This window comes from Neobacillus sp. plas4, from assembly GCF_057221695.1.
Genome location: NZ_CM170152.1, coordinates 2,621,977 through 2,645,109, shown reverse-complemented (window position 1 = coordinate 2,645,109; position 23,133 = coordinate 2,621,977). Strand labels below are relative to the sequence as shown.

The 23,133-nt window shown below is 36.7% G+C and carries 24 protein-coding genes and 1 pseudogene; 7 read left to right on the top strand and 18 right to left on the bottom strand.

Translation table 11 applies throughout. The features are described 5' to 3' along the window. Nucleotides 1-133: 133 nt before the first annotated feature. Complete coding sequence (locus AC2TFD_RS13115; RefSeq protein WP_484675896.1) at nucleotides 134-871, bottom strand: AAC(3) family N-acetyltransferase; 738 nt, start codon at nucleotides 869-871, stop codon at nucleotides 134-136. A 386-nt stretch (nucleotides 872-1,257) separates the two neighbouring features. Here AC2TFD_RS13115 and AC2TFD_RS13110 point away from each other — a divergent pair, with 386 nt between their 5' ends. Both AC2TFD_RS13110 and AC2TFD_RS13105 read left to right on the top strand, forming a co-directional pair. Then, nucleotides 1,258-1,482 carry a hypothetical protein gene (locus tag AC2TFD_RS13110; RefSeq protein ID WP_484675895.1) on the top strand — a complete coding sequence of 75 codons (225 nt, stop codon included), beginning with the start codon at nucleotides 1,258-1,260 and terminating at the stop codon, nucleotides 1,480-1,482. A gap of 679 nt (nucleotides 1,483-2,161) precedes the next feature. Continuing rightward, a complete protein-coding gene (locus tag AC2TFD_RS13105; protein WP_484675894.1) occupies nucleotides 2,162-2,674 on the top strand; it encodes a DUF3189 family protein in 513 nt (170 codons plus the stop codon). Between the two features lie 225 nt (nucleotides 2,675-2,899). Here the strand turns inward: AC2TFD_RS13105 and AC2TFD_RS13100 are convergent, their stop codons facing one another. Next, nucleotides 2,900-3,247, bottom strand: a complete 348-nt coding sequence (locus tag AC2TFD_RS13100; protein ID WP_484675893.1) for a hypothetical protein — start codon at nucleotides 3,245-3,247, stop codon at nucleotides 2,900-2,902. Nucleotides 3,248-3,510: 263 nt separating this feature from the next. Here AC2TFD_RS13100 and AC2TFD_RS13095 point away from each other — a divergent pair. Continuing rightward, a protein-coding gene (locus AC2TFD_RS13095) for an IS3 family transposase (RefSeq protein WP_484675892.1) occupies nucleotides 3,511-4,862 on the top strand; the annotation gives its coding sequence in 2 pieces (ribosomal slippage) (nucleotides 3,511-3,934 and nucleotides 3,934-4,862; 1,353 coding nt in all). A 59-nt stretch (nucleotides 4,863-4,921) separates the two neighbouring features. Here AC2TFD_RS13095 and AC2TFD_RS13090 read toward each other — a convergent pair. The 4 genes from AC2TFD_RS13090 to AC2TFD_RS13075 all read right to left on the bottom strand — a co-directional run bounded on the left by AC2TFD_RS13090 (nucleotide 4,922) and on the right by AC2TFD_RS13075 (nucleotide 9,064). Continuing rightward, entirely contained in the window at nucleotides 4,922-6,382 is a 1,461-nt protein-coding gene (locus AC2TFD_RS13090) for an IS1182 family transposase (protein ID WP_484674836.1), read from the bottom strand. A 302-nt stretch (nucleotides 6,383-6,684) separates the two neighbouring features. Then, nucleotides 6,685-6,894, bottom strand: a complete 210-nt coding sequence (locus tag AC2TFD_RS13085) for a hypothetical protein (protein WP_484675891.1) — start codon at nucleotides 6,892-6,894, stop codon at nucleotides 6,685-6,687. 231 nt (nucleotides 6,895-7,125) lie between these two features. Further along, nucleotides 7,126-7,602, bottom strand: a complete 477-nt coding sequence (locus AC2TFD_RS13080; RefSeq protein WP_484675890.1) for a GNAT family N-acetyltransferase — start codon at nucleotides 7,600-7,602, stop codon at nucleotides 7,126-7,128. A gap of 157 nt (nucleotides 7,603-7,759) precedes the next feature. Next, on the bottom strand, nucleotides 7,760-9,064 hold the full coding sequence (locus AC2TFD_RS13075) for an MDR family MFS transporter (protein WP_484675889.1): 1,305 nt from the start codon (nucleotides 9,062-9,064) through the stop codon (nucleotides 7,760-7,762). Nucleotides 9,065-9,490: 426 nt separating this feature from the next. On the opposite strand from AC2TFD_RS13075, the gene AC2TFD_RS13070 reads away from it, so the two are divergent. Both AC2TFD_RS13070 and AC2TFD_RS13065 read left to right on the top strand, forming a co-directional pair. Further along, on the top strand, nucleotides 9,491-9,967 hold the full coding sequence (locus tag AC2TFD_RS13070; RefSeq protein ID WP_484675888.1) for a hypothetical protein: 477 nt from the start codon (nucleotides 9,491-9,493) through the stop codon (nucleotides 9,965-9,967). Nucleotides 9,968-10,042: 75 nt separating this feature from the next. Continuing rightward, on the top strand, nucleotides 10,043-10,243 hold the full coding sequence (locus tag AC2TFD_RS13065; RefSeq protein WP_484675887.1) for a hypothetical protein: 201 nt from the start codon (nucleotides 10,043-10,045) through the stop codon (nucleotides 10,241-10,243). A 164-nt stretch (nucleotides 10,244-10,407) separates the two neighbouring features. Here AC2TFD_RS13065 and AC2TFD_RS13060 read toward each other — a convergent pair whose 3' ends face one another. The 10 genes and pseudogenes from AC2TFD_RS13060 to AC2TFD_RS13015 all read right to left on the bottom strand — a co-directional run. Then, a complete protein-coding gene (locus AC2TFD_RS13060) occupies nucleotides 10,408-11,394 on the bottom strand; it encodes a DMT family transporter (RefSeq protein WP_484675886.1) in 987 nt (328 codons plus the stop codon). A 184-nt stretch (nucleotides 11,395-11,578) separates the two neighbouring features. Continuing rightward, complete coding sequence (locus AC2TFD_RS13055; RefSeq protein WP_484675885.1) at nucleotides 11,579-12,532, bottom strand: SGNH/GDSL hydrolase family protein; 954 nt, start codon at nucleotides 12,530-12,532, stop codon at nucleotides 11,579-11,581. A 368-nt stretch (nucleotides 12,533-12,900) separates the two neighbouring features. Further along, a complete protein-coding gene (locus AC2TFD_RS13050; RefSeq protein WP_484675884.1) occupies nucleotides 12,901-13,404 on the bottom strand; it encodes a hypothetical protein in 504 nt (167 codons plus the stop codon). A 217-nt stretch (nucleotides 13,405-13,621) separates the two neighbouring features. Continuing rightward, on the bottom strand, nucleotides 13,622-13,885 hold the full coding sequence (locus tag AC2TFD_RS13045; protein ID WP_484675883.1) for a hypothetical protein: 264 nt from the start codon (nucleotides 13,883-13,885) through the stop codon (nucleotides 13,622-13,624). 301 nt (nucleotides 13,886-14,186) lie between these two features. Further along, on the bottom strand, nucleotides 14,187-14,759 hold the full coding sequence (gene purN / locus AC2TFD_RS13040; protein WP_484675882.1) for a phosphoribosylglycinamide formyltransferase: 573 nt from the start codon (nucleotides 14,757-14,759) through the stop codon (nucleotides 14,187-14,189). A 178-nt stretch (nucleotides 14,760-14,937) separates the two neighbouring features. Continuing rightward, the gene (locus AC2TFD_RS13035; RefSeq protein ID WP_484675881.1) at nucleotides 14,938-16,104 is read right to left on the bottom strand and encodes an RNA-guided endonuclease InsQ/TnpB family protein; all 1,167 of its coding nucleotides are present in this window, start codon (nucleotides 16,102-16,104) and stop codon (nucleotides 14,938-14,940) included. 191 nt (nucleotides 16,105-16,295) lie between these two features. Next, complete coding sequence (locus AC2TFD_RS13030; RefSeq protein ID WP_484675880.1) at nucleotides 16,296-16,472, bottom strand: recombinase family protein; 177 nt, start codon at nucleotides 16,470-16,472, stop codon at nucleotides 16,296-16,298. A gap of 100 nt (nucleotides 16,473-16,572) precedes the next feature. Then, a complete protein-coding gene (locus AC2TFD_RS13025; protein WP_484676307.1) occupies nucleotides 16,573-16,680 on the bottom strand; it encodes a MerR family DNA-binding transcriptional regulator in 108 nt (35 codons plus the stop codon). A 57-nt stretch (nucleotides 16,681-16,737) separates the two neighbouring features. Then, on the bottom strand, nucleotides 16,738-17,817 hold the full coding sequence (purM, locus tag AC2TFD_RS13020) for a phosphoribosylformylglycinamidine cyclo-ligase (RefSeq protein WP_484675879.1): 1,080 nt from the start codon (nucleotides 17,815-17,817) through the stop codon (nucleotides 16,738-16,740). Nucleotides 17,818-17,830: 13 nt separating this feature from the next. Beyond that, a pseudogene (locus tag AC2TFD_RS13015) lies at nucleotides 17,831-18,817 on the bottom strand (AIR synthase related protein); the annotation flags it as partial. A 422-nt stretch (nucleotides 18,818-19,239) separates the two neighbouring features. On the opposite strand from AC2TFD_RS13015, the gene purF reads away from it, so the two are divergent. Further along, the gene (gene purF, locus AC2TFD_RS13010) at nucleotides 19,240-20,619 is read left to right on the top strand and encodes an amidophosphoribosyltransferase (RefSeq protein WP_484675878.1); all 1,380 of its coding nucleotides are present in this window, start codon (nucleotides 19,240-19,242) and stop codon (nucleotides 20,617-20,619) included. Between the two features lie 137 nt (nucleotides 20,620-20,756). On the opposite strand, the gene AC2TFD_RS13005 is transcribed toward purF, so the two are convergent. Then, the gene (locus tag AC2TFD_RS13005; protein WP_484675877.1) at nucleotides 20,757-21,626 is read right to left on the bottom strand and encodes a 50S ribosomal protein L11 methyltransferase; all 870 of its coding nucleotides are present in this window, start codon (nucleotides 21,624-21,626) and stop codon (nucleotides 20,757-20,759) included. A 274-nt stretch (nucleotides 21,627-21,900) separates the two neighbouring features. Here AC2TFD_RS13005 and AC2TFD_RS13000 point away from each other — a divergent pair, with 274 nt between their 5' ends. Next, entirely contained in the window at nucleotides 21,901-22,047 is a 147-nt protein-coding gene (locus tag AC2TFD_RS13000) for a hypothetical protein (protein WP_484675876.1), read from the top strand. A 139-nt stretch (nucleotides 22,048-22,186) separates the two neighbouring features. Here AC2TFD_RS13000 and AC2TFD_RS12995 read toward each other — a convergent pair whose 3' ends face one another. Then, nucleotides 22,187-23,125 carry a sugar ABC transporter substrate-binding protein gene (locus AC2TFD_RS12995; RefSeq protein ID WP_484675875.1) on the bottom strand — a complete coding sequence of 313 codons (939 nt, stop codon included), beginning with the start codon at nucleotides 23,123-23,125 and terminating at the stop codon, nucleotides 22,187-22,189. Between the last annotated feature and the right edge of the window lie 8 nt (nucleotides 23,126-23,133).

The following is a 23,133-nucleotide window of genomic DNA, read 5'->3' as shown; positions in this document are numbered from 1 at the left end:
TTCAAACTTCCCCGTATCTGATTAATTTTTTTATTTCTTTTAAGCAATCATGCATTGAAACAATGATAAAAAAGGGACCGTTCCCATGTATCATTTGAAAATGCAAATGATGCACGAGAACTGTCCCTATCAATCATGAAAATAAATCTGGTTTTTCTTTAAGTAAGTGATTTAGCACATCTGTCATTTTCACTGTATCACATACTCTTACTGTTGCATCGCCAAATTGTCCTTTGTACATAACTTGATTATTTAGAAAAATATCTTCAACTCGATTGTATTTTTCTGAGGTATGACCAATATGTCTTCTTTGCGGTATGGAAATTTCCGTTTTATCCGGTAATATTGTGTAAAGCATTTCGTGTTCATCGGTCAATCGACCTGGTATATCAAACCATTCCTCGACTCCATGAATATATGTACATCTTCGTAAATCGACTCCGATTAACAAGATGGCTGCTTTCTGATCGAGTAATTTCCCCCAACTCGATTCCCTTGCACAAGGTGTGTCGAATTGTTCATTTCCCGCAATAAATTTATTTGCTCCTTTTCCCAAGGCAGCTACCGAATGCGTTGGATGCCATGAGCGAACAACACCCGGACGTTGTCGAAACAGTTCCGTTAATAAACCCACACAAGATGTAGAGTCATTGACATAAAATCGAGGATTCTCTGCATTAATATACGACCATGTATGGGTAGGAAAAACCAAAAGACCATTTTTCATATATTCCGAAAGTGCATCAAGGACAGTATCAGCTTCACCCTCTACATGCCCAATACTTTTCATGGATGAATGAACAAGTAATGTTCCATTTTCGTCGATTCCCAATTCTTCAAGATGATTTAATAAATCTTGTTTCTTGTACATCACATTCAACCTTTCAATCTTTAAATATACCAAAAGAATACCATATTAGTTTTATTTGTCTATGTTTCATGGGGATTCACATTGCTGGACCAACCCTCTTTCCCAGAATTGGTAAGTCTTCAAACAAAGCATTTTTGCTTGTAAAATGGCTGGATGTTAAAACTTACTATTTTAGGGGACTCCCTTATTCTACTGAAAATGAATCGGCTGATTATTCAACAAACAATGCAATAACACTTCGCTACATCATTACTTTCAATACAATATCACACAAGAAAATATACTAAAATCGATTTATGTTTGTTTTGAAAAAAGTATCTTTTCATTTACAATTTTAAATGGTATTATTCCTATTAGTATAGTAGGTATTGAAGGTGGTATTCAACATGTCTTTGTATGAAAGATTACCTAGTGATTTTTTGATTCAATTTTATTATGAAATGGAGAAAATGATCTCAACTGGTTTAGTTTCCAAATATATGTACTATGAATTAGGATTAATAATTGCAGCTGCCTCTAAAAGAGGGATACAATTGGCCAAGCCAAAGGATTTTGAACAATTCGTTGACTACGAATTATTATTGGAATTAAAAGGACCTATAAATAGGTAACCAATTTTGAAAGCCACTGATAAAATAAGTGGCTTGTTCAAAAACCCTGCCCGTCTAATAAAATTTTTCACCTTAGCACTTTCTTTTCAATTTTACAAATTTAATTTTATGACCCCTCATAATATGCAGCCTCCAAAGATTCCTATTTTATTAGGTATTAACCGTAATACTTCGATTGTTTCTTCAAGTATCTTTAATAAACCGAACCATCATTAAAAAAATCGAACCCTCTTTCTTGCTGCTGGAATGGGAACAATTCATGGCTTCTGGACAAGAACCTATGCAAGAGCAATTTGAGCTGGTGCTGCTTCTTTTACCTTTACTATTTCATTAATTAAAATAGATTATGGCATAATTAGCTTTAAGATTCTTCGGTTGGAAGTGAGGAGCCATACCTAAATTTCCCATGGATAGATTAGCTAAAATTGGGAAATTTAATAGTGACTACTTTAAAAAGGTGATAATGTGAATAAATTTCAAGAAATTGCTGGTAAACAACAAAATCCAAATTATCTTCAATAAACAAAAAACACTCACAAACATTGATCATTCAACATTTTTGAGTGTTTTTTTGTGAACCATGAGAACCGTCCCCAAGGTACTCCCCGTACCACTTTGTATGTTTATACAAAAAATACCCATATTATAGATAGGATAAAAATTTAGAGGATGATTTTCAATGTTTTATATTTATAATGATTTCGCTGGGACGCACTCTACAGCTTTGGCAGCTGCCTATCACTTGAAACAATTGCCTCAATCAGAAAAAAAGCTGACGAAGGAAGAAATCCTTAATGTCCAATATTTCAATCAGTTAACGAAAAAGGATTTTGGGAAACTTCTTTTTCACGGGATCGATGAGGAAGGTAACTCCGTTTATTCCATTGGCCGGAAACGAAACAAGTATGTTGTGCCAGCCATGAGAGAATTGGCGTTGCTCTTTCAGGAAAAATTTTCTTTAAACGAAAAACTTGTATTTTCCAATACCTCTCCAACCGTTCCTTTGGCCATGTCACTTGGGGGATTATTTTCAAGAAGGTTGAAGATTGACGTCATCGGTGTCCCGTTATTAGTTGCAGGTGCCAAACAATGCTGTGATAATATCTATCGTTTAGTGGAGAATACAAAGCATGTCGCTAACACTTCCTACAATGAGAATGTGATTATTTTAGAAAATGAAATGTACAAGTAAAGCTAGTAAAGGTGAGGAACGTGGATACGTTTTTTAGGTCACGTAAAGTGCCAGGCACCTCATTTATGGATGGTCCCTGGCACTTAGTAATCGGACGCTGTCTTTTTCTTTTTTATATAAGTGCAGGATAAACAAAGAGGCTATGACTTATAATAGCTTTAACTTAAGATGTTATGAATTTCAGATTCAAATACGCATATTATTGAAGAGTTTCATTGGAGAGGTTTAATGATTTTTTAGTTTATAAATTTCCCTGGAATGCTCTGAAATCATTTGATCATAGTATCCTAGGTCATGTTTTGTTGCCATTGTCCCCTTTATTTCTTTAACCTCCTCGATGACGGAATCTAATTTTTTTTCAATTATGGCCACTTTTCCGTTCATTTCGGTAATATTACAATCCAGTTCAGTAATTCTTCCGTCCATTTCGGTAATTTTACAATCTAGTTTAGTAATTCTTCCGTCCATTTCGGCAACTTTTACATTTGTTACTCCAACAGCATTAATTAATTGATGTAATAAATCACCTTGTCTTTTTTGTTCAGCCAAAATCAAATTCAGTGTTTTTTCCACTTTTTCTCACCTCCTCCTTTTATCACTTAATATTATAGCAGATTTATGTTGAGAATTGTCGATGTGAACAACCAAGGAGATGGATCTAATGGCCTACCCGTTTGAACTAAAGTGTGACCAAAACAAACAACCACAAGCCCCTGCATTCATGCACCCGATTAATGGACACTAAATAAAAAGTGCCCCTTTAATCGGGTTTTTCTATGTCCCCTGAATGAAAACCTGTTTTATAATAAATGAATTATTGTGGACGGAGGATTTAAATGAGTAAGAATCTATTTACCGAATACCAGATTAAAGAGTTAGAGAAGAATCCTAATGTTATACGTGTTTCAAATCGTTCTATTTCCTATGAGCCTGACTTCAAAGTAAAGGCGGTAAAGGAATATCATAAAGGGAAAAGTGCTTCCCAAATTTTTATTGACCATGACTTTAACATTGAAGTGATAGGTAAAGATCAGCCAAAGAGATGTTTACAAAGATGGCGTGCAACCTTTGAAAAGTTTGGTGAATTAGGTCTTCAAACAGAGCGTAGAGGAAAGGCAAGTACTGGACGCCCCTCCTCGAAGGAACTATCTGTGGAAGAAAGACTGAAGAAGGCTGAAGCTAAAATTAAGTTCTTAGAAGCTGAGAATGACTTCTTAAAAAAGCTAGAGGAATTAGAGAGGCAGGCGTTGAAGAAGAAACGATATTAACACCATCAGAAAAATTCGAACTTATTGAACACATTATTCGTCAACACAAACTAAAAAACATAGTGAGTTACTTATGTGAACTAGCAGGAGTGAGTAGAAGTGGGTACTATGCTTGGTTAAAGGCAGCTTCCATTCTCCAACAAAAAGACTTAGATGATGAAGTGGATTTTGGACTAATCTTGTCTATCTTTAAGCAAAAGAAGGAAAAAGTTGGGGCGTTACCAATCAAAATGATCTTAGAAAACGATTATTTTGTAATAATGAATCACAAGAAAATTAGAAGGTTAATGCGTAAGTATGGACTAGTTGCGAAGGTTAGAAATGCAAACCCCTACAAAAAAATGTCCAAAGCTACTCAAGAACATAAAACATGCTCTAACATTTTAAACCGTGAGTTTAATCAAGAGGAACCAGGAAAAGTGTTATTAACAGATATCACATATCTATATTATGCAAACGGTCAAAAAGCCTATTTATCATGTGTTAAAGATAGCAGTACGAATGAAATACTAGCCCTTTATTTATCCACTTCATTAAAGATGAATATTGTTTATAAAACATTAGGTAAGTTAAAAGAAGCTATGCAGAATCAGTTCCACCCAGAAGCGATTCTACACTCAGATCAGGGCTTCCATTACACTCACCCCCTCTTTCAAAAGAGAGTAAAGAAGTTGAATATAACCCAATCAATGTCCCGTAAGGGTAACTGTTGGGATAACGCTCCAATGGAATCCTTCTTTGGTCATTTTAAAGATGAGGTTGATTATAAAGAATGTAATAGTTTTATTGAGTTAAAGCAGATAGTGGATTTATATATCGAGGAGTACAATAATCATCGTTACCAGTGGGGATTAAAAAAGATGACCCCGGTGCAATACGAGGGCACTGAAAAACTTACGTTTTTTATTTCTGTAATCTAAAATGAATACAAAAAGGCAATTTTCCGTCTGTTTTTTAGGCGGAAAATTGCCTTTTTTTTTTATTCTTTTTCATTAAGGAGTTTCAGAATTCGCTTGATGTTAACTGTAAATATCGCTGTGGCTCCTTGAATTTCCATACCAAATAAACCCGCAGATGATGCCGTTTCATACCCGTGTCTATGTTTTAATTCACTATTTTTTGCCTCAATTTTATAACGAGAGCGTGCATGTTCCTTAAACTCTTCACTGTTTTGGAATGCTTCTTGTTCCTTGTGTTCAGTGGATCTTATTGAAACTGAATATGTTTTACTTTTTGCTCCTTCCTTATAACAGCCATCACGGAACGGACATACTCTACATTTTTTAATATCAAAGTAATAGGTGTCTTTTTGATTTTGCCCTTGATTCTTCTTTCCTGTTCGTGCTTTTCGTATTGCCATGTGACCTGCTTTACAAACGTACATACCTGCATCTTTATTAAACTCAAACTCATCCTCTTTAGCACGTCCACCTTGTGTGATCTGTGGATTTAGTTTAGATACTAGTTGAAATTCTTCGGTTTTTGCATATTGGATATTATCCTTCTCTGAATAAGCTGTATCACCAATGATTCTATCTATTGTCATTCCTGCACTTTTGCTTTTTTCAACTAGGTCTTTTAAGTATTTTCCATCACTTTTCTCACCAGTAGTAACAATTGCAGCTGTAATAATCCGTTCATCACTCATAGCAATATGTGTTTTAAATCCAAAGAAAGAAGAATCAGCCGATTTATGTCCGAGGCGTGCATCTGGATCATTTGAAAAACATAGTTGTTCTGCATAATCTTCTACAACTTCTTTTAGTACGTTTAATTTTTCTTTGACAGCAGGAATCTCGGCGATTTGTGGCTGAGTTTCAATAACTGTAATTACCTGACGACAATAATCCAATTCATCATTAACTTCGTTAGAAGTCGTTTTTGGTGGAAATTTTTCTTTCATTGATTCATCAATTTGATATACTGCTTTTCGGACATTTTTTGATTTCTCTTGTAAGAACTCTTTCGGTGATTTTTGGTTATAACGTGCCTTTGTATGTGTTGCATCCACAATAATGGTTTTACTTTTAATGATCTCTTTTTCTAGAGCAATCTCAACGGTTTTTCCAATAAGCATATCTAATAAACCCACATCATTAAGACGGAGTTTTCGGAATTTCGTTAAAGAACTCGGGTCAATAACAGAATCCTCTGGTGCCATGTCGAGAAAATATTTAAATGACATATCGTATTTGGAACGTTCTACAACATCCACATCTGACAAATCATAGATAGATTTAAGAAGTAAATATCTGAACATACGAATTGGCGAAACGGCATTACGACCATTATCAAGACAATATTTTGTTTTCAATTCTTCCAGTATGAATGAAAAATCTACAAGCTCATTAATTTTACGAAGCATATTATCTTTTGGAACAACAATATCGTATAAAGCCATGAATGGACTTAAGTTAAGAGATTCTTGATTTGAAATCACTTGGATACCACCTACATACATTTGATAGCAATATTATAAAGTAAAAAGGCAGTTGAAAGTTCATTGAACTTTCAACTGCCTTTATTAAATATTGGACTTTTTCAGTGCCCTCGTGCAATACCGAGGTCATCTTTTAGCAGCATAGGCTCTGTTATTAAATGTCCATATTATGGGTCATAGTTCAAAAGAAGTCCTAATCTGTTTTTTAAATATTTCTTTGTACTTTTTATAGCATGGTATACTTGCATACCTTTACATCATTCAATTTAAATGTGACTGTTTGCGGGCTAATTTGCAATAGTTTAGCGTGACGCCTTAGGCGGTTCGCATACGTCGCATTTACGCTGGTTATTATTTTTAAATTTCGTAAATGTTTTTTCAAAGTTGCTCCCACATGCACATTTAAAAAGTAACTTTTGGGAGAAACCGTGATATTCTGTCGTTAGCAACTTACTGTCAGAGTTTTTCTCAACATATTCGTTAATTTTACCAATCGTCCATCGTTTATTCATTCTCTTACACCTCCAAATTTTAATGCTAGCGGAGGCTTTTTTGGCATCCGTTCATTTCCTAGTAAAAGTCATAATTATTCTAAGTTCCCCATTATAACATAAATTATAAGAAGTAAACGAGATGTGAAGGATATAATGTTTCATTCCTTGCTTTTACTTCATGAAAAAAAGATGTTGCCGAAACAACACCTTATCTCACTTAGGCTACCTGTTTGTTTAAAGTACTTATCATCACAATTCTTTTATATACCAAGCGTCCATCGTACTATGTTCCGAACCTTCTAGTGCTTTCTCAAGCTGTTGAAAACCTAATTTGGTATAAAGGAGATTAGCCGTTTGGAGTTTCTTCATCGTTTCTAAATAACAGTGAGTGTAATGCTCCTTGGCAAAGTCGAGGGCTACTTTCATAAGTTCCTTCGACAACCCTATACCTTGAGCTTCGGGTATAATATATAGCTTTTGCAGTTCACAAACCCCCGTCTTCTGTCCATACGGCGCAATCCCCACACCTCCTACCACTTCATCCTGTTCATTCACAGCAACCCAATACTTTGCATTTAATTGTTCCTTGTAGAATTGTGCTAGACTGCTTAGCTGGGGGTCAAAATAGGCTGTACCTGGAATGTCTAAATCAAATGATTCCAAAGAGCGTTTAATAATTTGCTCCATCTTTTGATTGTCCCTTTCTTCCATTTCCCGAATCTGCATTTTTTCATTCACCCACCATATTTAATCAATTTTTCTATTAATCATTCAATACTACTAACTCTTTGTCCAAGAAACCAGTCGTTGAAAAAGATAAAACCATTTAAATCTATCCTTTAATTTTTTTGAATAACTTAATCTTTATAAAGCTATGTTAAATTTATTCTACTGCTTTAACTTCCTTTTTAACAGGAGGAATCTGATTCCGTTCCTTCGCTTGTGATACCCATTTATCAAGAGATAAATATATAATACCGGCAACAATACACCCTATTCCTAGACCAGTAAATAGAACCTGGCCAAGGTGTTTATCTAGCAAAAAACCGGCAATAATAGGTCCAACTGCACTGCCAACAATCCACTGAAGACTAGCTGCCCCCATATAGGTACCGCGTAAATGCTCAGGTGCAATATTCGCAACAAACGTCATTTGTACCGGTGATAAGAGCATTTCCCCTAGTGTGTATATTCCATAGATAATGATTAGAATTAAAAGGATACTCCAAAAGGAAAATTGTAACTTTGTAAAAAAGATTGGCAGCCATCCTACTGCAAGCAGCCCAAAACCAAATAAAACCGAACCATATAGCATGACCTTCCCAAGTTTGCGCTTACTTGCCCAGCTCGATATCGCAAATTGGAAGACAACAACCAGAGCTCCGTTAAAAGCCATTAAATATGGATATGGATTTTGGGCATCGGAAAGTGCCGGCAATTGTTGATCAAAATGCAGCGGTAGCATTCCTTCCGTTTGTGAAAATCCCATCGAAATCACAATTCCCGTAATAATATAGAAAAATAAAATTTTATCTTTAACGAGCACCGTAAATATAGATGGCAGTTTCTCCTCTTCATCCATAACCTTCGTTTCCTTTTTTCGTTTATTTTTCGGTAATGTTTCTGAAAGCAAGAGCGCTAGAAAAATGGAATAAACAAAAACGGATGAAGCAGCAATGATAAAAATAACTGATTTTGATAAAAACACAACCGAAGCACCAAGCAACGGGCCGATTGCTGCTCCAATATTGTGACCCATTCGCAGCAAACCAAATGCTTCCGTTCTTCCTTCTTCATCCGTCACATCTGCGACCATAGCTGATGCCGCAGGATGAAATAGTGAATTGAACAAGCCGAAAAAACTCGATATCACTAAGAAAGGATAGAAGCCATCGAAAAAAATAAACCCAAGCATCACCAGCCCATTTCCAACCATTGAAACAATCATAATGGGCTTCCTTCCATATTGATCCGCAAGCTTTCCACCTATCAATGAACCAAGCACTCCAGCAATTGGCCCCATAGCCATAACAATACCAACTTGCCAAAAATGATCCACCTTATCACTCATATATAAGGCGAAAAAGGGCATTAACATCATCATCGCAATACCATTTATCGATTCACCGATAAAACGAATCCAAATATTACGATCCATGTTTTTATAAGCCTGTAAGGTCATTTTCAATATTTTTCCCCATCTCTGATATCCATTTTGTCAGTCTTATTCTTTTAAGAAATAATCGGCGATTGCCAGGTCTTGTCGAAACCCTAGTGCTAGAATGAAAGATTATAACCCGTGCAAAAAAGCCGTGAGCAAGTAAACCTGCCCTCGACTCTTAATCTTATTTAAATTATCTTAATTATCATTAAAAATTATAATTTATTATTCACAGGCTTGTAAAGAACTTCCTTTTGTTTAAATTTCGGAGGTAAGATAATGAAGCTTAAAATGCATTATAGCAATCTGTCCATTTTTTCGGTCTTTTCATCTTATTCTCCATTCCTATTATTTTGATGATAAAATTAGTATACCTATAACACTTTGGCAAAACTTGTCATAAATTATAAAGTTGAATACACTTCAATAGTATAAAAACTGGGAGAGATCGATATGAAAAACAAAAAAACTATAGCAATTATGGCGATAATTCTATTGTCTATCATTATTTTGAATCAACTAATAAAGACAGATTTATGGGATGTTAATGCAGATTTATTTAAGCAAGAAATCTTATCTATTGAACCATCTATTGAGACGGTAAATTTAAGTAATAGAACTCCATTTGTATGGGATGTAGCCTATTCCTTTGACCCATATACATCAAAAGATACGATATATGAAACAGTGGGATATAAATGGGATAAAATCAGTGAAACGGTAAATGAAGGTATGAACCAAATCGTATTCTTAAACGATAGGAAAGTAGTTTGTTACTTGTATGGATATCCTGAAAATAATGGATATGGCATATATTTTACAAATGAAACAGAAACAAGAATAACCTCCGCCTCTGTTCTTGCTGCGGCGGATGATCTAACTTTTTATGTAGTAAGAAGTGATGATGTAATACTATTAAAGAGTAATTAATCACCAAATACATCATAAACGAACAGTATTTTACTTTAATGCAGAATATATGTGACAGAAAGGAAAGGACATAAATTGAGTGAAAATAAGACTTCGAAACTTGAAAAATGGCGGGCAAAGTATGCATCAACCGCTGTAGCAATAGGTTGTCTATTTAGCGTTCTAACAAGTTGGGGAAATAATTGGTTTATGACAGTGTTATTATCTGCAGGTGTGGTCATTTGTGGAACGATTGGTTTTTATGATTTGACGCGTAATTTCAAAAAAAGCACTTAAAGTTGTTCACGTAACGCACTATACCAAAATGGTTAAAAAGTAGAGATTTTTGACTATATTTACAACAATTCCTTTAAAAGAAAAAATGAGCTCCCACCAACAGTGAGAACTCTGAGAATTGTACTGACTTTAAGTAATTATTTATACCTTATTAATCTAGTCATTTACTTTCGATTAAAGGTAGAGATTTTCATCACGGGCGGCCTCTGCTTTCTCTCCGTTCCAATCCAAACTAATCCAAGGATAATGACGAGCCCGCCAACGATTTGTGCTGCCCAAATCGGTTCGTTAAAAAATAACGCACCTGCCACTGTAGCTGCTGCTGGAACGAAATAACGGAAGAAATTCGCCTTCGCTGCACCCACATGTTTCATCGATATATTCCAAATCACAATCGCAACGACGGTGCACATCAGCACATTGTAGGCAACAGCTCCCCATGTAACAATTGATAGATTATCCCACTGGATCGTACTCCATTTATCCAATGTAATCGGAAATAAAAAGAGGGAACCAAAGAAAATAAACCATGTAGTCACGCGAAGCGGAGAGTATTTTTCCATCAACGGCATGGTCGCTAAATTAAATAATGCACCGATTAAACTGATCGCTAGAGCAATGTAGTTTCCGATCATATACTCCGAACTGAGATCAAAACCATCCTTTCCGCCAAGGATGATCATCGTTACCCCCGCTAAAGCAATTAAGCCTCCCGTTACTACTCTGGCCGTTATTTTTTCACGAATAAATAACGGTGCAAAAAGAGCAGCAAAAATGGGCCATGGAGCGACATTTAATAAAGAAGCATTTGCAAGAGTTGTATACTTGATCGAGTACATAACCATAATTTCTAACGCAGTGATGCCAATTAAACCAATAAAGGCTAGTTTGATCAAATCCTTTTTATCTACTTTCACACTGCCTTCTGTCACCTTTAACATAAGAAATAATACAGGCAGCGCTAGTCCAAATCGAAGAAAGACAAACACCTCTGCAGGAAAAACTTCCATTGCCCACCGCGAAATCCCAAAATTGATTCCCCAAACAATGGATACAAAAATCAAGCCAAAATAATAATAAGTGATTGACACCCTGTTATCTGCTCCTTCCAAACCAATGGGACTCCTTGTTATCCAACCAGTCTGAGCCATGAGAACCGTCCCTGTGGTACCCCATTTCCATTCATATGCCCAAATTATATAGGAATAGAACAGTTCTAAACATATTTCCTGATAGGTATATAATCACCATGATTGATCCACTTTTATGGTATGTAAAAAGAAGCAAATCCTTCCTGCTCCTTCAGTTATTCTATCTACTATGAACCTTTCAGATTTAGGATGCTGCTTCTAGCGTGTTTTCAGATTCACCTTTAGGATCTTTCAAATACTCTAAAATACGCTGGGCCATAAGTTTATAACCGCTTGTGTTTGGATGAAATTCATCTTCTGCTAATAAATCGATGGTAGATTGACTGAATAGATCATATGTTGGAATAAAATGTATATTTTCATATTCTTCTGTAAGAGATTTTCCTGTGTTATTCCAGTCTTCAATAATCATGCCAAGTTCTTTGATTTCACTAAAATGCCGCTCAAAAGGGTTATAAAAACCTATTAAATAAATTTGGGTATCTGGATTCAAATCATTAATTTTATCAAAAATGGCTGTTAATCGCTTACGATATTCCACCTTTTCTTCTTCAAAATGGTCCAATGTTACGTTCAATAAATTGTTTTTTAATACTTTCATAATATCATTCGCACCAATGGTGATGAGAACAATATCCGCATCTTTGATGGCAGCGGAAATGTCCTTATTTTCCAACCGTTTCAGTAATTGATCGGAGCGGTTCCCTTTTTTACCGAAGTTATCGATCGTAATATTTAGGTTATGGTCCTCAAACGTGTTATTAAGGATGCCGACATAACCGCCATTTTCTGATTCATCTCCTACCCCTTGTGTTAGGGAGTCACCTATCGACACAATCCTTTTATCTTTAATAAATAAATCTAAGGCACCTTCTACTACTTCACGGACCTTTTTCTTAATTTCTTCGGATAGTGACTGGTCCTCCTTTTCAACCACTTCCATTTGTTTCTCTTCTTCCGCCGCTGTAGTTACATCCTCCGTAACGACTGAATTTTTCACTAGTTCATGTTTAACAGAAGCGGTGGCCGCTGCACTTTTTAGACTTTTTTGATTGCCGTCAGTTAGAAAATAAAATAAAAACATACCCACACATATAAATCCAGTTACGATAATGATTGCTGTCTTTAGTCTCTGCAAAATAACATCACACCTATTATTATTGTACTATTATAAATTATGAAAAAACCTCTGCGTTGTGTAGTTCATTTATTTTATCATGCAGTACAATATTTCGATAGACATCAAATTTTAGAAATTAAAGAATGTACTCATTCGTAGTGTTTACGAACACTTTATAACAAACCCAAGAGGCAAAAACAAAAACTCCCTTTCACACTTATAAACATGATAAAAGCAGTACACTTCAGACGAAAATGTACTGCTTCATACTTGGATTTTATATGCTTGCAGGTACTCCAATAGGGACCGGGTAAAGTAAAAGCCCCAGATCAACGTTTACGCAATATGGGAAGTATACAATAATTCATCTAATAGGTTTTTGGCGTTCAGGATGTCACTTCATTTTCTTCTTGATAAGAATACGTTTCTTCAAGGAGTTTTTCCCACTGTTCATACAAGAGATTAGCTGTTTCATAGTCCTCGTATTCTACTGACAGATCTTCCCGTAATTTCTCATTTAAACGAGAGCACATTTCTTCCCATCCCTCTAGGCTTTCGTTATCAACAAGGTTTGAAAAAACCGGCTTCGTTCTATTCCAATTTGAATAAAGGATGTTACACCACTCCAATAAATCCTCTCGGTATTGGTTAAGTTCCTCCATATCAATATATTGGTCAGATTCAATTACCATCTCGTTTTGAAAATCATTTTCCAACTTTTCTTCCTCGATTTGGATTTGTCCTTCCATTTCCCAACGATTTGCAGAATCCCTTTCATTCTCTTTTTGATCAGCATTTAATTCTCTATATAACTGCTCCATTTGTTCAGCTAAACTTTTAGCTGTTTCATGACACCATTCCAACAAATCGTTACGGTATTGATTATTCATTTGATACATTCCCCCACCCAGATTGTTTACTTTTATCATCCTTATTCACAACTCAAATGGTTATTTATCACATATAAATGAACCACAATCTCATACTATGTTCCACGATTGTCCCACGATTAGACTATAACCCATAGACAAAACACATGATTTCTGTAAAAATTTAAGAATAAAATGGCTTGGAGACAATCTCCAAGCCATTTCTGTTGAGATATTACTATATTGCAAAGATTGATAGGTAAATACATACTCCAGCTAGGATAAAGAATATCAGTGATACTTTCAAATTCCTTCTCAGCTTAACACCATATGCACAGAAAAAGGCAGCAGCAGCTATTTTAGAAAGACTTTGAAGAAAAGCTTGATTTGAAAAAAATGAACTGCTAAATAGGATGGAAATGAGTAAAGAGGATAAGATTAGTATTTTAAACCAAAGTGGCTCTTTCAAGAAAAGTTTAATCATGACTTTGATTCGCTGCATGTCTGACTTGCCCCCCTTCATTAAACGATATAACAAAGCATATGTCTTTATTTCAAACTTAGCACTTTAACACTAATATACAATATAGGGTATATATATTATTTTCTTTATGGGTCGGCTAACGTTTTTAGCTACTTACACACCGCTTCTCTCGCGAAATTAAAAAGACGCTCTTCGAAAAGAACGCCTCTAGTAATTTTCAGTGGATGTTTGATATAAGGTAAAAGAGTTCCGAGCATAATAATAAAATAGAATAAATATTTTTGTATTATATTTTGTTTCTTCTTCAGTATTCATGTCACTATACCTCTTTATTCGCAAGACTTTGAATTACTTCCGGTAACAAGCTGTGCTCCTCTACCTGAATTTTTTTTATCAATGTTTCTCTTGTTTCATCCGAATCGATTAAAACGGCTCGCTGTGCAATAACAGCTCCCGTATCCATTCCTTCATCCACATAATGGACGGTGACACCAGTCACCTTTACCCCATAATCGAGCGCTTGGCCAATGGCATCTTTTCCTGCGAAAGCTGGCAATAAGGATGGGTGTACATTAATGATTTTTCTATCGTAAGCCTCGAGTAAAACATGACCCAACAGTCGCATATAGCCAGCCAATACGATAAAATCAACATTCCTTTGGATTAGCTCTTCAAGAATCTTTTCTTCATAGGCTTGTTTGTTTGGATAATCCTTACCATTAAAAATAAACACCGGAATCGATTCATCCTTTGCTTTCTGGACTGCAAGGGCTTCAGGGCAATCACTAACTAATAAAACGACTTGAACGTTGGTGATTTTTTGGGATTTGATAGCTTCTAGAATCGCTGCAAAATTAGAACCCGTTCCTGATGCAAAAACGGCAATCTTCATACTTACTGCTCCTTTTTAAGTGTTCAAATGTGCACATCTTAAATGATGGGGCAAAGACCCCTTTTTGCTTCAATGCACGCCTCCTCGACGATAGCTCTCTACTAAGGTTGATTCCGTGCTCCGCAAACTCACCCCGGCGAGCCGCCGGTGTCTATTGGTAACCTTCGAGTGGTGAAGATTATCCAACTAAAACTTTATATTGTATTGCGTTTTCTAAGTTTAGACTAGCATTGTAATCCCGATCCAGGTTCGTTCCGCAGTGTTCGCATACAAATGTGCGCTCCGACAAAGAAAGGTTTGTCTTTTTGGTTCCGCAATTTGAACATAATTTACTACTAGGATAGAATCGATCTACCATTCGCAATTCTATCTTACCTTTTCTACATGCCTGCTCTAGCCATACTCTAAAACGATAAAAGTTCTGACTAGCAATCACTCGACTTAAATGTTTATTTTGCATCATTCCGCGAACATTTAAGTCCTCTATGGTAATATAAAGCGGCTTGGTTTTTACCACTTCATTGACCACACTTTTAGTATAGGACCAACGAATATTCGCTAGCCTTCTATGAAGATTTTGAATTCTTACAATCTCTTTTTTAATGTTAGCTCCGTATTCACTAGGATGGATATTATTTTGTTTTTTCAGTACTTTATTCGATTCTAGTTTTCGAGACAAGCTTCTTTGGGCTCGTTTTATGGTTACTTCTAATCGTCTAACCTTTCTACTTTTATTGATATTACCGAACACATTTCCATCACTAGTGGTTGCGAAATTTTTTAAACCTACATCAATGCCTATCCCTTTTTTACTTAGCGTTTGTTTGGTTTCTTTCCTATCCGATTTGAGTAAAAAGCTTATAAAATATCGATCCCCTTTTTGACTGATGGTACAACTGGAAATATCAGTGCCTTGGGGTACATATCCTTTTTCTTTTAAACGGACCCATCCAAGAAAGGGAATCTTAGCTCTATGCCGTTCAATGACAAAGTCCTTTTCATTGTTCTTCGGAAGATAAATTTTTACGTCTTGTTTCCCTTTTTTCTTTAATTTTGGATACTTCGCTTTTCCCTTAAAGAATTTTAGAAAGGCCGTTTCCGCATTGGCTAATGCTTTCTTTCTTGCTTTACTATGACAGGTATTAATCCAAGGCTTATCCGCTCTCAACGTGTGATTCACATATTTAGCAAATTCCATATGCGAGACAAATTTTCCTTCTCTTTCGTATACCTCCTCATTGTGCTTAATATAGGCGTTATATAAAAATCTACAAACTCCTATACCTTGATGGATTTTTACTTTTTGTTTTTTTACCGGTTCTATTTCAACTTTGTAGGCAAACATTTCTTCTCACCCTTTAAACGATTCTTATATTTTCGAAGACCGTAAATCCTACAGCTGAAAACATGAGTAATGGCAATTAAATCCTGCACAAGTTCTTCTTCGGGTGATAATGTTTTATTTTTAACAATGATCATTTTTGTTCCAAACTTTTCGCATAATTGTTGAAACCAATCAAATCCAAATCGTACAAATCAATCTTTATGTGCAATGAAAATGGTTTCTATTTTGTTTTCCATCACTTCATTTAATAAAAGGTTCCACTTTTTTCTTTTATAGTTCAATCCGCTGCCAATGTCTTCAATGGTTTCATCTACGATAACCCCATTTGCATTTGCAAATTGTTTTAAGAATTCTACTTGATTTGACAAATCGTCCTTCTGATTTCTGTTAGATATACGAGCATATATAACGGTTTTCCTTTCTTATAGTTTGGTGTTAGGCCATTTACCAGAAGCCTTTAAATATTGTTCATGTGTATAAAACCCTTCTATTGGTCGGGCTCCTATTTGCGATTAAAATCCCATCTCGATCCCAGCGCTGTAAGGTTTTTACTGTGACATTCAATAGACTAGACATTTGAGTAATATTGTAATGTTTTTCCATATTTTTATTATCTCATTTAGAGGACATATATCAACACTTTCCTTCACGTATAAACACCTTTTTATTTACAGTAAATTCCTCCTTCTTGAATACGACTTCTTTGGTTCCTTTTTGCACTGCTCCAATTTCGTACGCATCTTCACCCATCGATTGCAGGTGGTCCAAAATATCCCGGGAGTCGGTAGAATCTACAACTAAAATCATTCCAATTCCCATATTAAAGGTTCGGAACATATCATAATCGGATATTTTGCCTGTAGCTTGGATAAAGGAAAAAATCGGGGGGATCTTCCATGACCCATCCCATATCTCAGCCTGTAAGCCTTGTGGTAAAATCCGTGGGATATTATCAAAAAAACCGCCGCCTGTCACATGTACCAGACCGCTGACTTGAAATTTCCGCACCGTTGCAAGGACCGATTTCACATAAATTTTCGTTGGTTCAAGCAATACCGCTCCTAATTCGGCTCCTAATTCATCCATGTAATCACCTAAGGAAAGATTAGCATCCTCCAAAAGAACTTTTCGGACAAGTGAAAACCCATTGCTATGTACGCCACTAGAAGCTAAGCCGATCAGTACCTGGCCTTCTTTTACTTTGGATCCGTCAATAACATGTTTTTGATCGACTATCCCAACTGTAAAGCCGGCGATATCATATTCATGGTCTTGATACATCCCCGGCATCTCTGCTGTTTCGCCGCCAATTAGTGAACACCCTGCCTGCAGGCAGCCATCTGAAATTCCCTTCACGATCGCTTCAATTTTTTCAGGGATGATTTTTCCACAGGCTAGATAGTCTAGAAAAAATAACGGCTCTGCTCCTTGAACGATGACATCATTTACACACATCGCAACCGCATCAATCCCGATGGTATCGTGTTTGTCCATAGCAAAGGCGATTTTCAATTTAGTCCCAACACCATCTGTACCAGAAACAAAAACGGGATCTTCCATCCCCGTTAAGTCTGGTTTAAATAGAGCACCAAAACCTCCTAATCCGGTCAAAACCTCAGGTCGGAAGGTTTTTTTTACATGTTTTTTCATTCTTTCAACTGCTACATTTCCTGCATCTATGTTAACTCCTGCTTGGCGGTACGCATCGCTCATTTGTTTCCCTCCTTTACGGTAAACTTGCAGAGATTTCCTGCATGTTGAATTTTTTTACTAATACCGATTGCATAATCTCTGGAATTGCATTTCTCCATGCCCTATCCAATTCAGCAACAGGCTGAGAAATCACGTTTTTACCCTGATGTGTAATCGATAATTCCGTCCCTTTAACCATACCGATTTCTTTTATTGGTACCTCAAGCTGTTGTACGATTTCCTTAATCTTTTCAGCATGATCTGGTGAAACCGAAATAATAATACGAGATTGTGATTCACTAAAAAGACTAAAGTCTGATCGAAGTTCTTCGGTTAATTGGATATCCGCTCCTAGCTTTCTGCCAGGGCCACTGCGATACCGCCTTCCGCTATATCATGAGCGGATTGCACCAATCCTCCTTGAATAATCTTTAGGGTAAAAACTTGAATCTTCTTTTCCAACTCTAGGTTTAACTGTGATGGACGCCCTTCAATTTTTTCTTTTACGATTTTTTGGTATTCCGAACCGCCTATTTCAGCTTTGGTTTCTCCAATTAGAAAGATTAAATCTCTCTCTGCTTTAAATTCTTGGGTCGTTATATGATCAATATCTTTAATTAACCCTACGATTCCAATCGTTTGTGTTGGAAAAATTGCTTAGCCTTTTGTCTCGTTATAAAGACTAACGTTCCCGCCAATGACCGGCGTATTAAGCTGACGGCACGCTTCACTTATTCCCTCTGCCGCCTTTTCAAACTGCCAGAAGATTCTCCGCACCGGAACAAACGACATTACGGGCTGCTTCTGCAACAGCGATTGCTCCTCCAACGAAAGAATCAAGATAAACATATCTTCCGTTACAATCCGTCGTCATCGCTAATGCTTTCCTTGTGCCGCGGATGGCTACTACCGCAGCATCCGATCCAGGTATGACAGCTGTATTGGTTCTCACCATATAGCCATATTGTTGATACACCCACTCTTTACTGGCAATGGTAGGTGATGCTAGCAGCTGCTTCAAACGGTATTATAGTCATTTGTAATGTTACATACACCGTTGCCTTAAACATTAACACTACCCCCAATTCTTCGTAGGATTTCCTTATAGGCTTCCTCTACATTTCCTAAACTGAACCGATCTTTATCTAATTTTCTTATGAGTTTTTCTCCTTTACTCAAGCCCGCCGGACGACTTCTATTATGTCCAGATTTGGAGGTCACTAATTTGCTGGTTCACCTGTTCGAGACTTGAACCCCAAAAATTGATTTGGCCAATTTTCCTAGATTGCATGATTTTATGTTGTCCTGAATGACATTCCTTTACTTTTATTAACCAACAAAAATTAAATTGTTACACGCTGACTATTAGAAAATGAATATAAAAGGATAGAAAATTTTCTTTCGATAAAAATAAGGGAATGAACACCACAGGAGGCAGACAAAATGGATTCAGAAATGAAGGATAAATGCGGGGTATTTGGTGTTTTTAATCACCCCAATGCTGCACATTTAACCTATTATGGACTTCATGCACTTCAACACCGTGGTCAGGAGAGTGCAGGAATTGTAGCTACTGATGGGAAATCATTCAGGCATCACCGAGGAATGGGATTAGTTACCCAGGTATTTTCCCGTGAGACCCTTGATGGATTAAGTGGAAATATGGCCATTGGTCATGTACGCTATTCCACTTCTGGTGCAAGTTTATTACAAAACGCACAGCCCCTTGTCTTTAAATATAGTGAGGGTGATTTGGCAGTTGCTCATAACGGGAATCTTGTGAATGCCAATATCGAACGGAAAGTGCTCCAGCAACAAGGTGCTATCTTTCAGACAACAACGGATACGGAAATCATTGCTCACCTCATAGCCCGTTCTAGTAAAAAATATTTTAACGAAGCTAGTCCTGATGTTCTAAAGCGGATTGATGGTTCATTCGCAGTATTGATCATGACAAATAAACAAATGCTCGTTGGCCTAGATCGTCATGGATTACGCCCGCTTAGCCTCGGAAAAATAGGCGAATCGATTGTCGCGGCTTCTGAAACTTGTGCATTAAATGCGGTTGATGCTACGTTCTGGAGAGACGTAGAACCAGGTGAGTGGCTTCTCATTGATGACAAGGGTATTCAAACAGGAAGATTTGCCGAAAAGGGCGAGGTTTCCCTTTGTTCCTTTGAATTTGTATATTTTGCTCGTCCAGATAGTGTAATTCATGGAAGAAGTGTATTAACCATCCGGAAAGATTTAGGGCAAATTCTCGCAAAGGAACATCCAGTATCAGCAGATGTTGTGGTAGCCGTTCCTGAATCTAGTGTCCCCGCAGCCATGGGTTATGCACAGCATTCAGGAATTCCGTATGAAATGGGGATCATCAAAAACCCTTATGCAGGCCGTTCATTTATTGAACCAACCCAGGAATTGCGTGATTTAGCTGTTCGTTTAAAGCTAAGTGCTGTTCGAGAAATCCTTGAGGATAAGAGAGTCGTCCTTGTCGATGATTCGATTGTTCGAGGAACAACAAGTAAACGCATCGTTCAATTGATTCGTCAGGCAGGTGCCAAAGAGGTCCATGTCCGAATTAGTTCCCCGATGGTGAAAAATCCTTGTTTTTATGGAGTGGATATGCCAACAAAAGACGACCTTTTTGCCAACCAACATGAACATGAAAAAGCCATGGGAGAAGTGATTGGGGCAGATTCTTTAGCTTTTTTAAGTACGGAAGGATTATTAGAGGCGGTTGATGTAAATGTAGCAGACACCAGCAGCCGCTGTATCGCCTGTTTTAGTGGGGCATATCCAACGAACTTGTATTTGAAGTGAAATACCAAAGAAGTGGTCTCTTGCCTATTGCTCCTGTTGGACTGTATGAAACTCTTTCTCCATGACGAAAAAAGCCCATGATTCTAACACAATCATTGGCTTTTCCATTGTCTATTTAAGAAAATATTATCACAAAGTTAGATTGCTTTAAGAAGGCTTGTCACCCATTCGTTACTTTGTTTCTTTTCCACCAACCTGAATCCTGCTTCTATTAACTTCGTCTCCACAAGATGGGAATTCCATTCAAGCATGCCTGATAAAATAAAGGTAGTTTTCCTATAATTTAAAAGTCTTTGGGCGTTCAGGATATCGATATTTTCTTGGGTTCCAATATTAAGAAAGATCCAATCATATTCTTTATTGATTCGATTTTTATTCTTGATTAAATCACTTTGAAACACATTAACCGGCTTAACACCATTTAATTCACATTGATATAAAATTTCCCTTTCAACCGGTTGAATATCATATGTATCGATCAAACTTGCTCCTTTAAGGGCAGCAGCCACACTTAATACCCCTGAACCTGCTCCAATGTCTGCAACACTTGATCCGTTGAAGTCATGTTTTAAAATGAAGTACAAACAATCCCTTGTCGTTTGATGATAGCCTGTCCCAAAATTCCCTTGGGAGTCCAGAACAATTCGCTTTTCTCTGTTGTACTCATTCCTTCTATCAGGTGTCGTGATGACCCAGCCATTCTCGAGAAAAATATCATCAAATGTTTGCTGGTAAATCCGTTCATTTACTTCCTTCACAACCAAACTAGATTCTTCAATGTCCAATAATTCTACTAACGTACGTCGTTCTGTTGCTTCGATAAAATCGTTTATATAAATATTAAGCTCTGTCGTTTCATTCCTCTTTTCAACAAAGGCATATCCATTGGCATCGGTCACCACATCCAATGGAACCTCGTAAAAGGTTTGATAGTATCCTTTTTGATATAAATGGGGAATGATACTCTCAATCTTTTTGGTTGGGAGTCTTACGGTTATTTCATACATTGTTAATTCTCCTAGCTATTGGTCTCATTCAATATGCTCTAGAGCCAACATCAATTCTTTTTTTATCATTATTTCCAGTCGAACGAAAAAAAAACGACTTCATCCATGATTTACAGAACCTTAACATCAAATCAGCAAGCACTTAACAATGATTGATTATTCTATTAGTAGTGGGGGTAGCATGTGTGGCTATCATAGTAATTGGCGCAGGTGGAGCCATTACTGGTGATTTATTTTACATAACATGTAAAAATTATTAAAAGGAGTGCTATTTTTGGAAAATCAATACGTTCATTACGATGGTAAGAATTATATTCTTCTTCATCGATACTCCTCGGATTACTGTGAAATCAAAGACGTAAATTTTCAATTTAATATTCTTCTCGTTCACTACTCCGAGCTTTCTTTTAAGCAAAAATAAGCAGCTATTGTTCACTTACATAATTTGTTCGAATCATGGTATAATTCACTGCTAAACACAAAATACCATTAGCTTTTACACTAATGGTATTTACCTCTAGATCTATTTTTTTAAGTTTTACTGAAATGCCGATAGGTACTTACTTCACTAATTTCTCATAAAAATATAATCTTTGCTCGGCATTCTCTTTTACAATAATATCTACACCGCTGTCTACGAAACTATCTACCGTTTGCCCCTCTATCACTTTCTTCGCAGTTTCAACACTTAAATATCCCATATCATACGGGTTTTGGGCCATGGTGCCAGGAATGGTTTCATCTGCGATGAATTCAAGCATTTCGGTAAGACCATCCGGCCCAATCACTGGTATCACAAGTCCTTGTTCCTCGAACTCCTTGATGACCTGTAATGCAATCGGGTCATTTGTGGTCACGACACCCTGAATATCTGGCTGCTCACGCAAAAGTTTTGATACCACACTTTGAACCTTTTGGATATCCGATATCCCTGATTTTATATGTGTAACTTTGATACCAGCATTTTGTAATGAAATGGCAGCACCTTCCAACCGCTCCCCAAAAACAGGGACCGACAAATCGCCGCCAATAAAGGCTACCTTATCTCCTGGCTGCAACTGCGAGGCTAGGAAGGCTCCCGCTTGTTTACCTAATTCTAAATTATTGGTTCCAATATACGCTGTTTTATTTCGAATAGGCATATCGGTATCTAGCAGTAAAATAGGAACATCAGCAAATGATTCTAATGTTTGTCTTACAGAAGAACCGATAGGTGCTGCAATGATTACATCAGGCTTTTCACTGTACGTCTTCTTTAATAGCTTTGCCTGTTCTTCAGGTGTTGATTTACTAGGAACAACCACCTTACCATTGATGTTAAAGTCTTTAAACCCTTTTTCGATTCCAGCTTTCATAACCCGCCAATATTCTGAGTTTGATTCCTTTATGACAACCACCACAGTGGGCTTATTTTCAGCATAGGTTACAATTAGAAAACCTAGAGCCATGACAGAAATGGCTGCAACAGTGACCAATATCATTTTCCGTTTCTTCCACAAGGTATCCT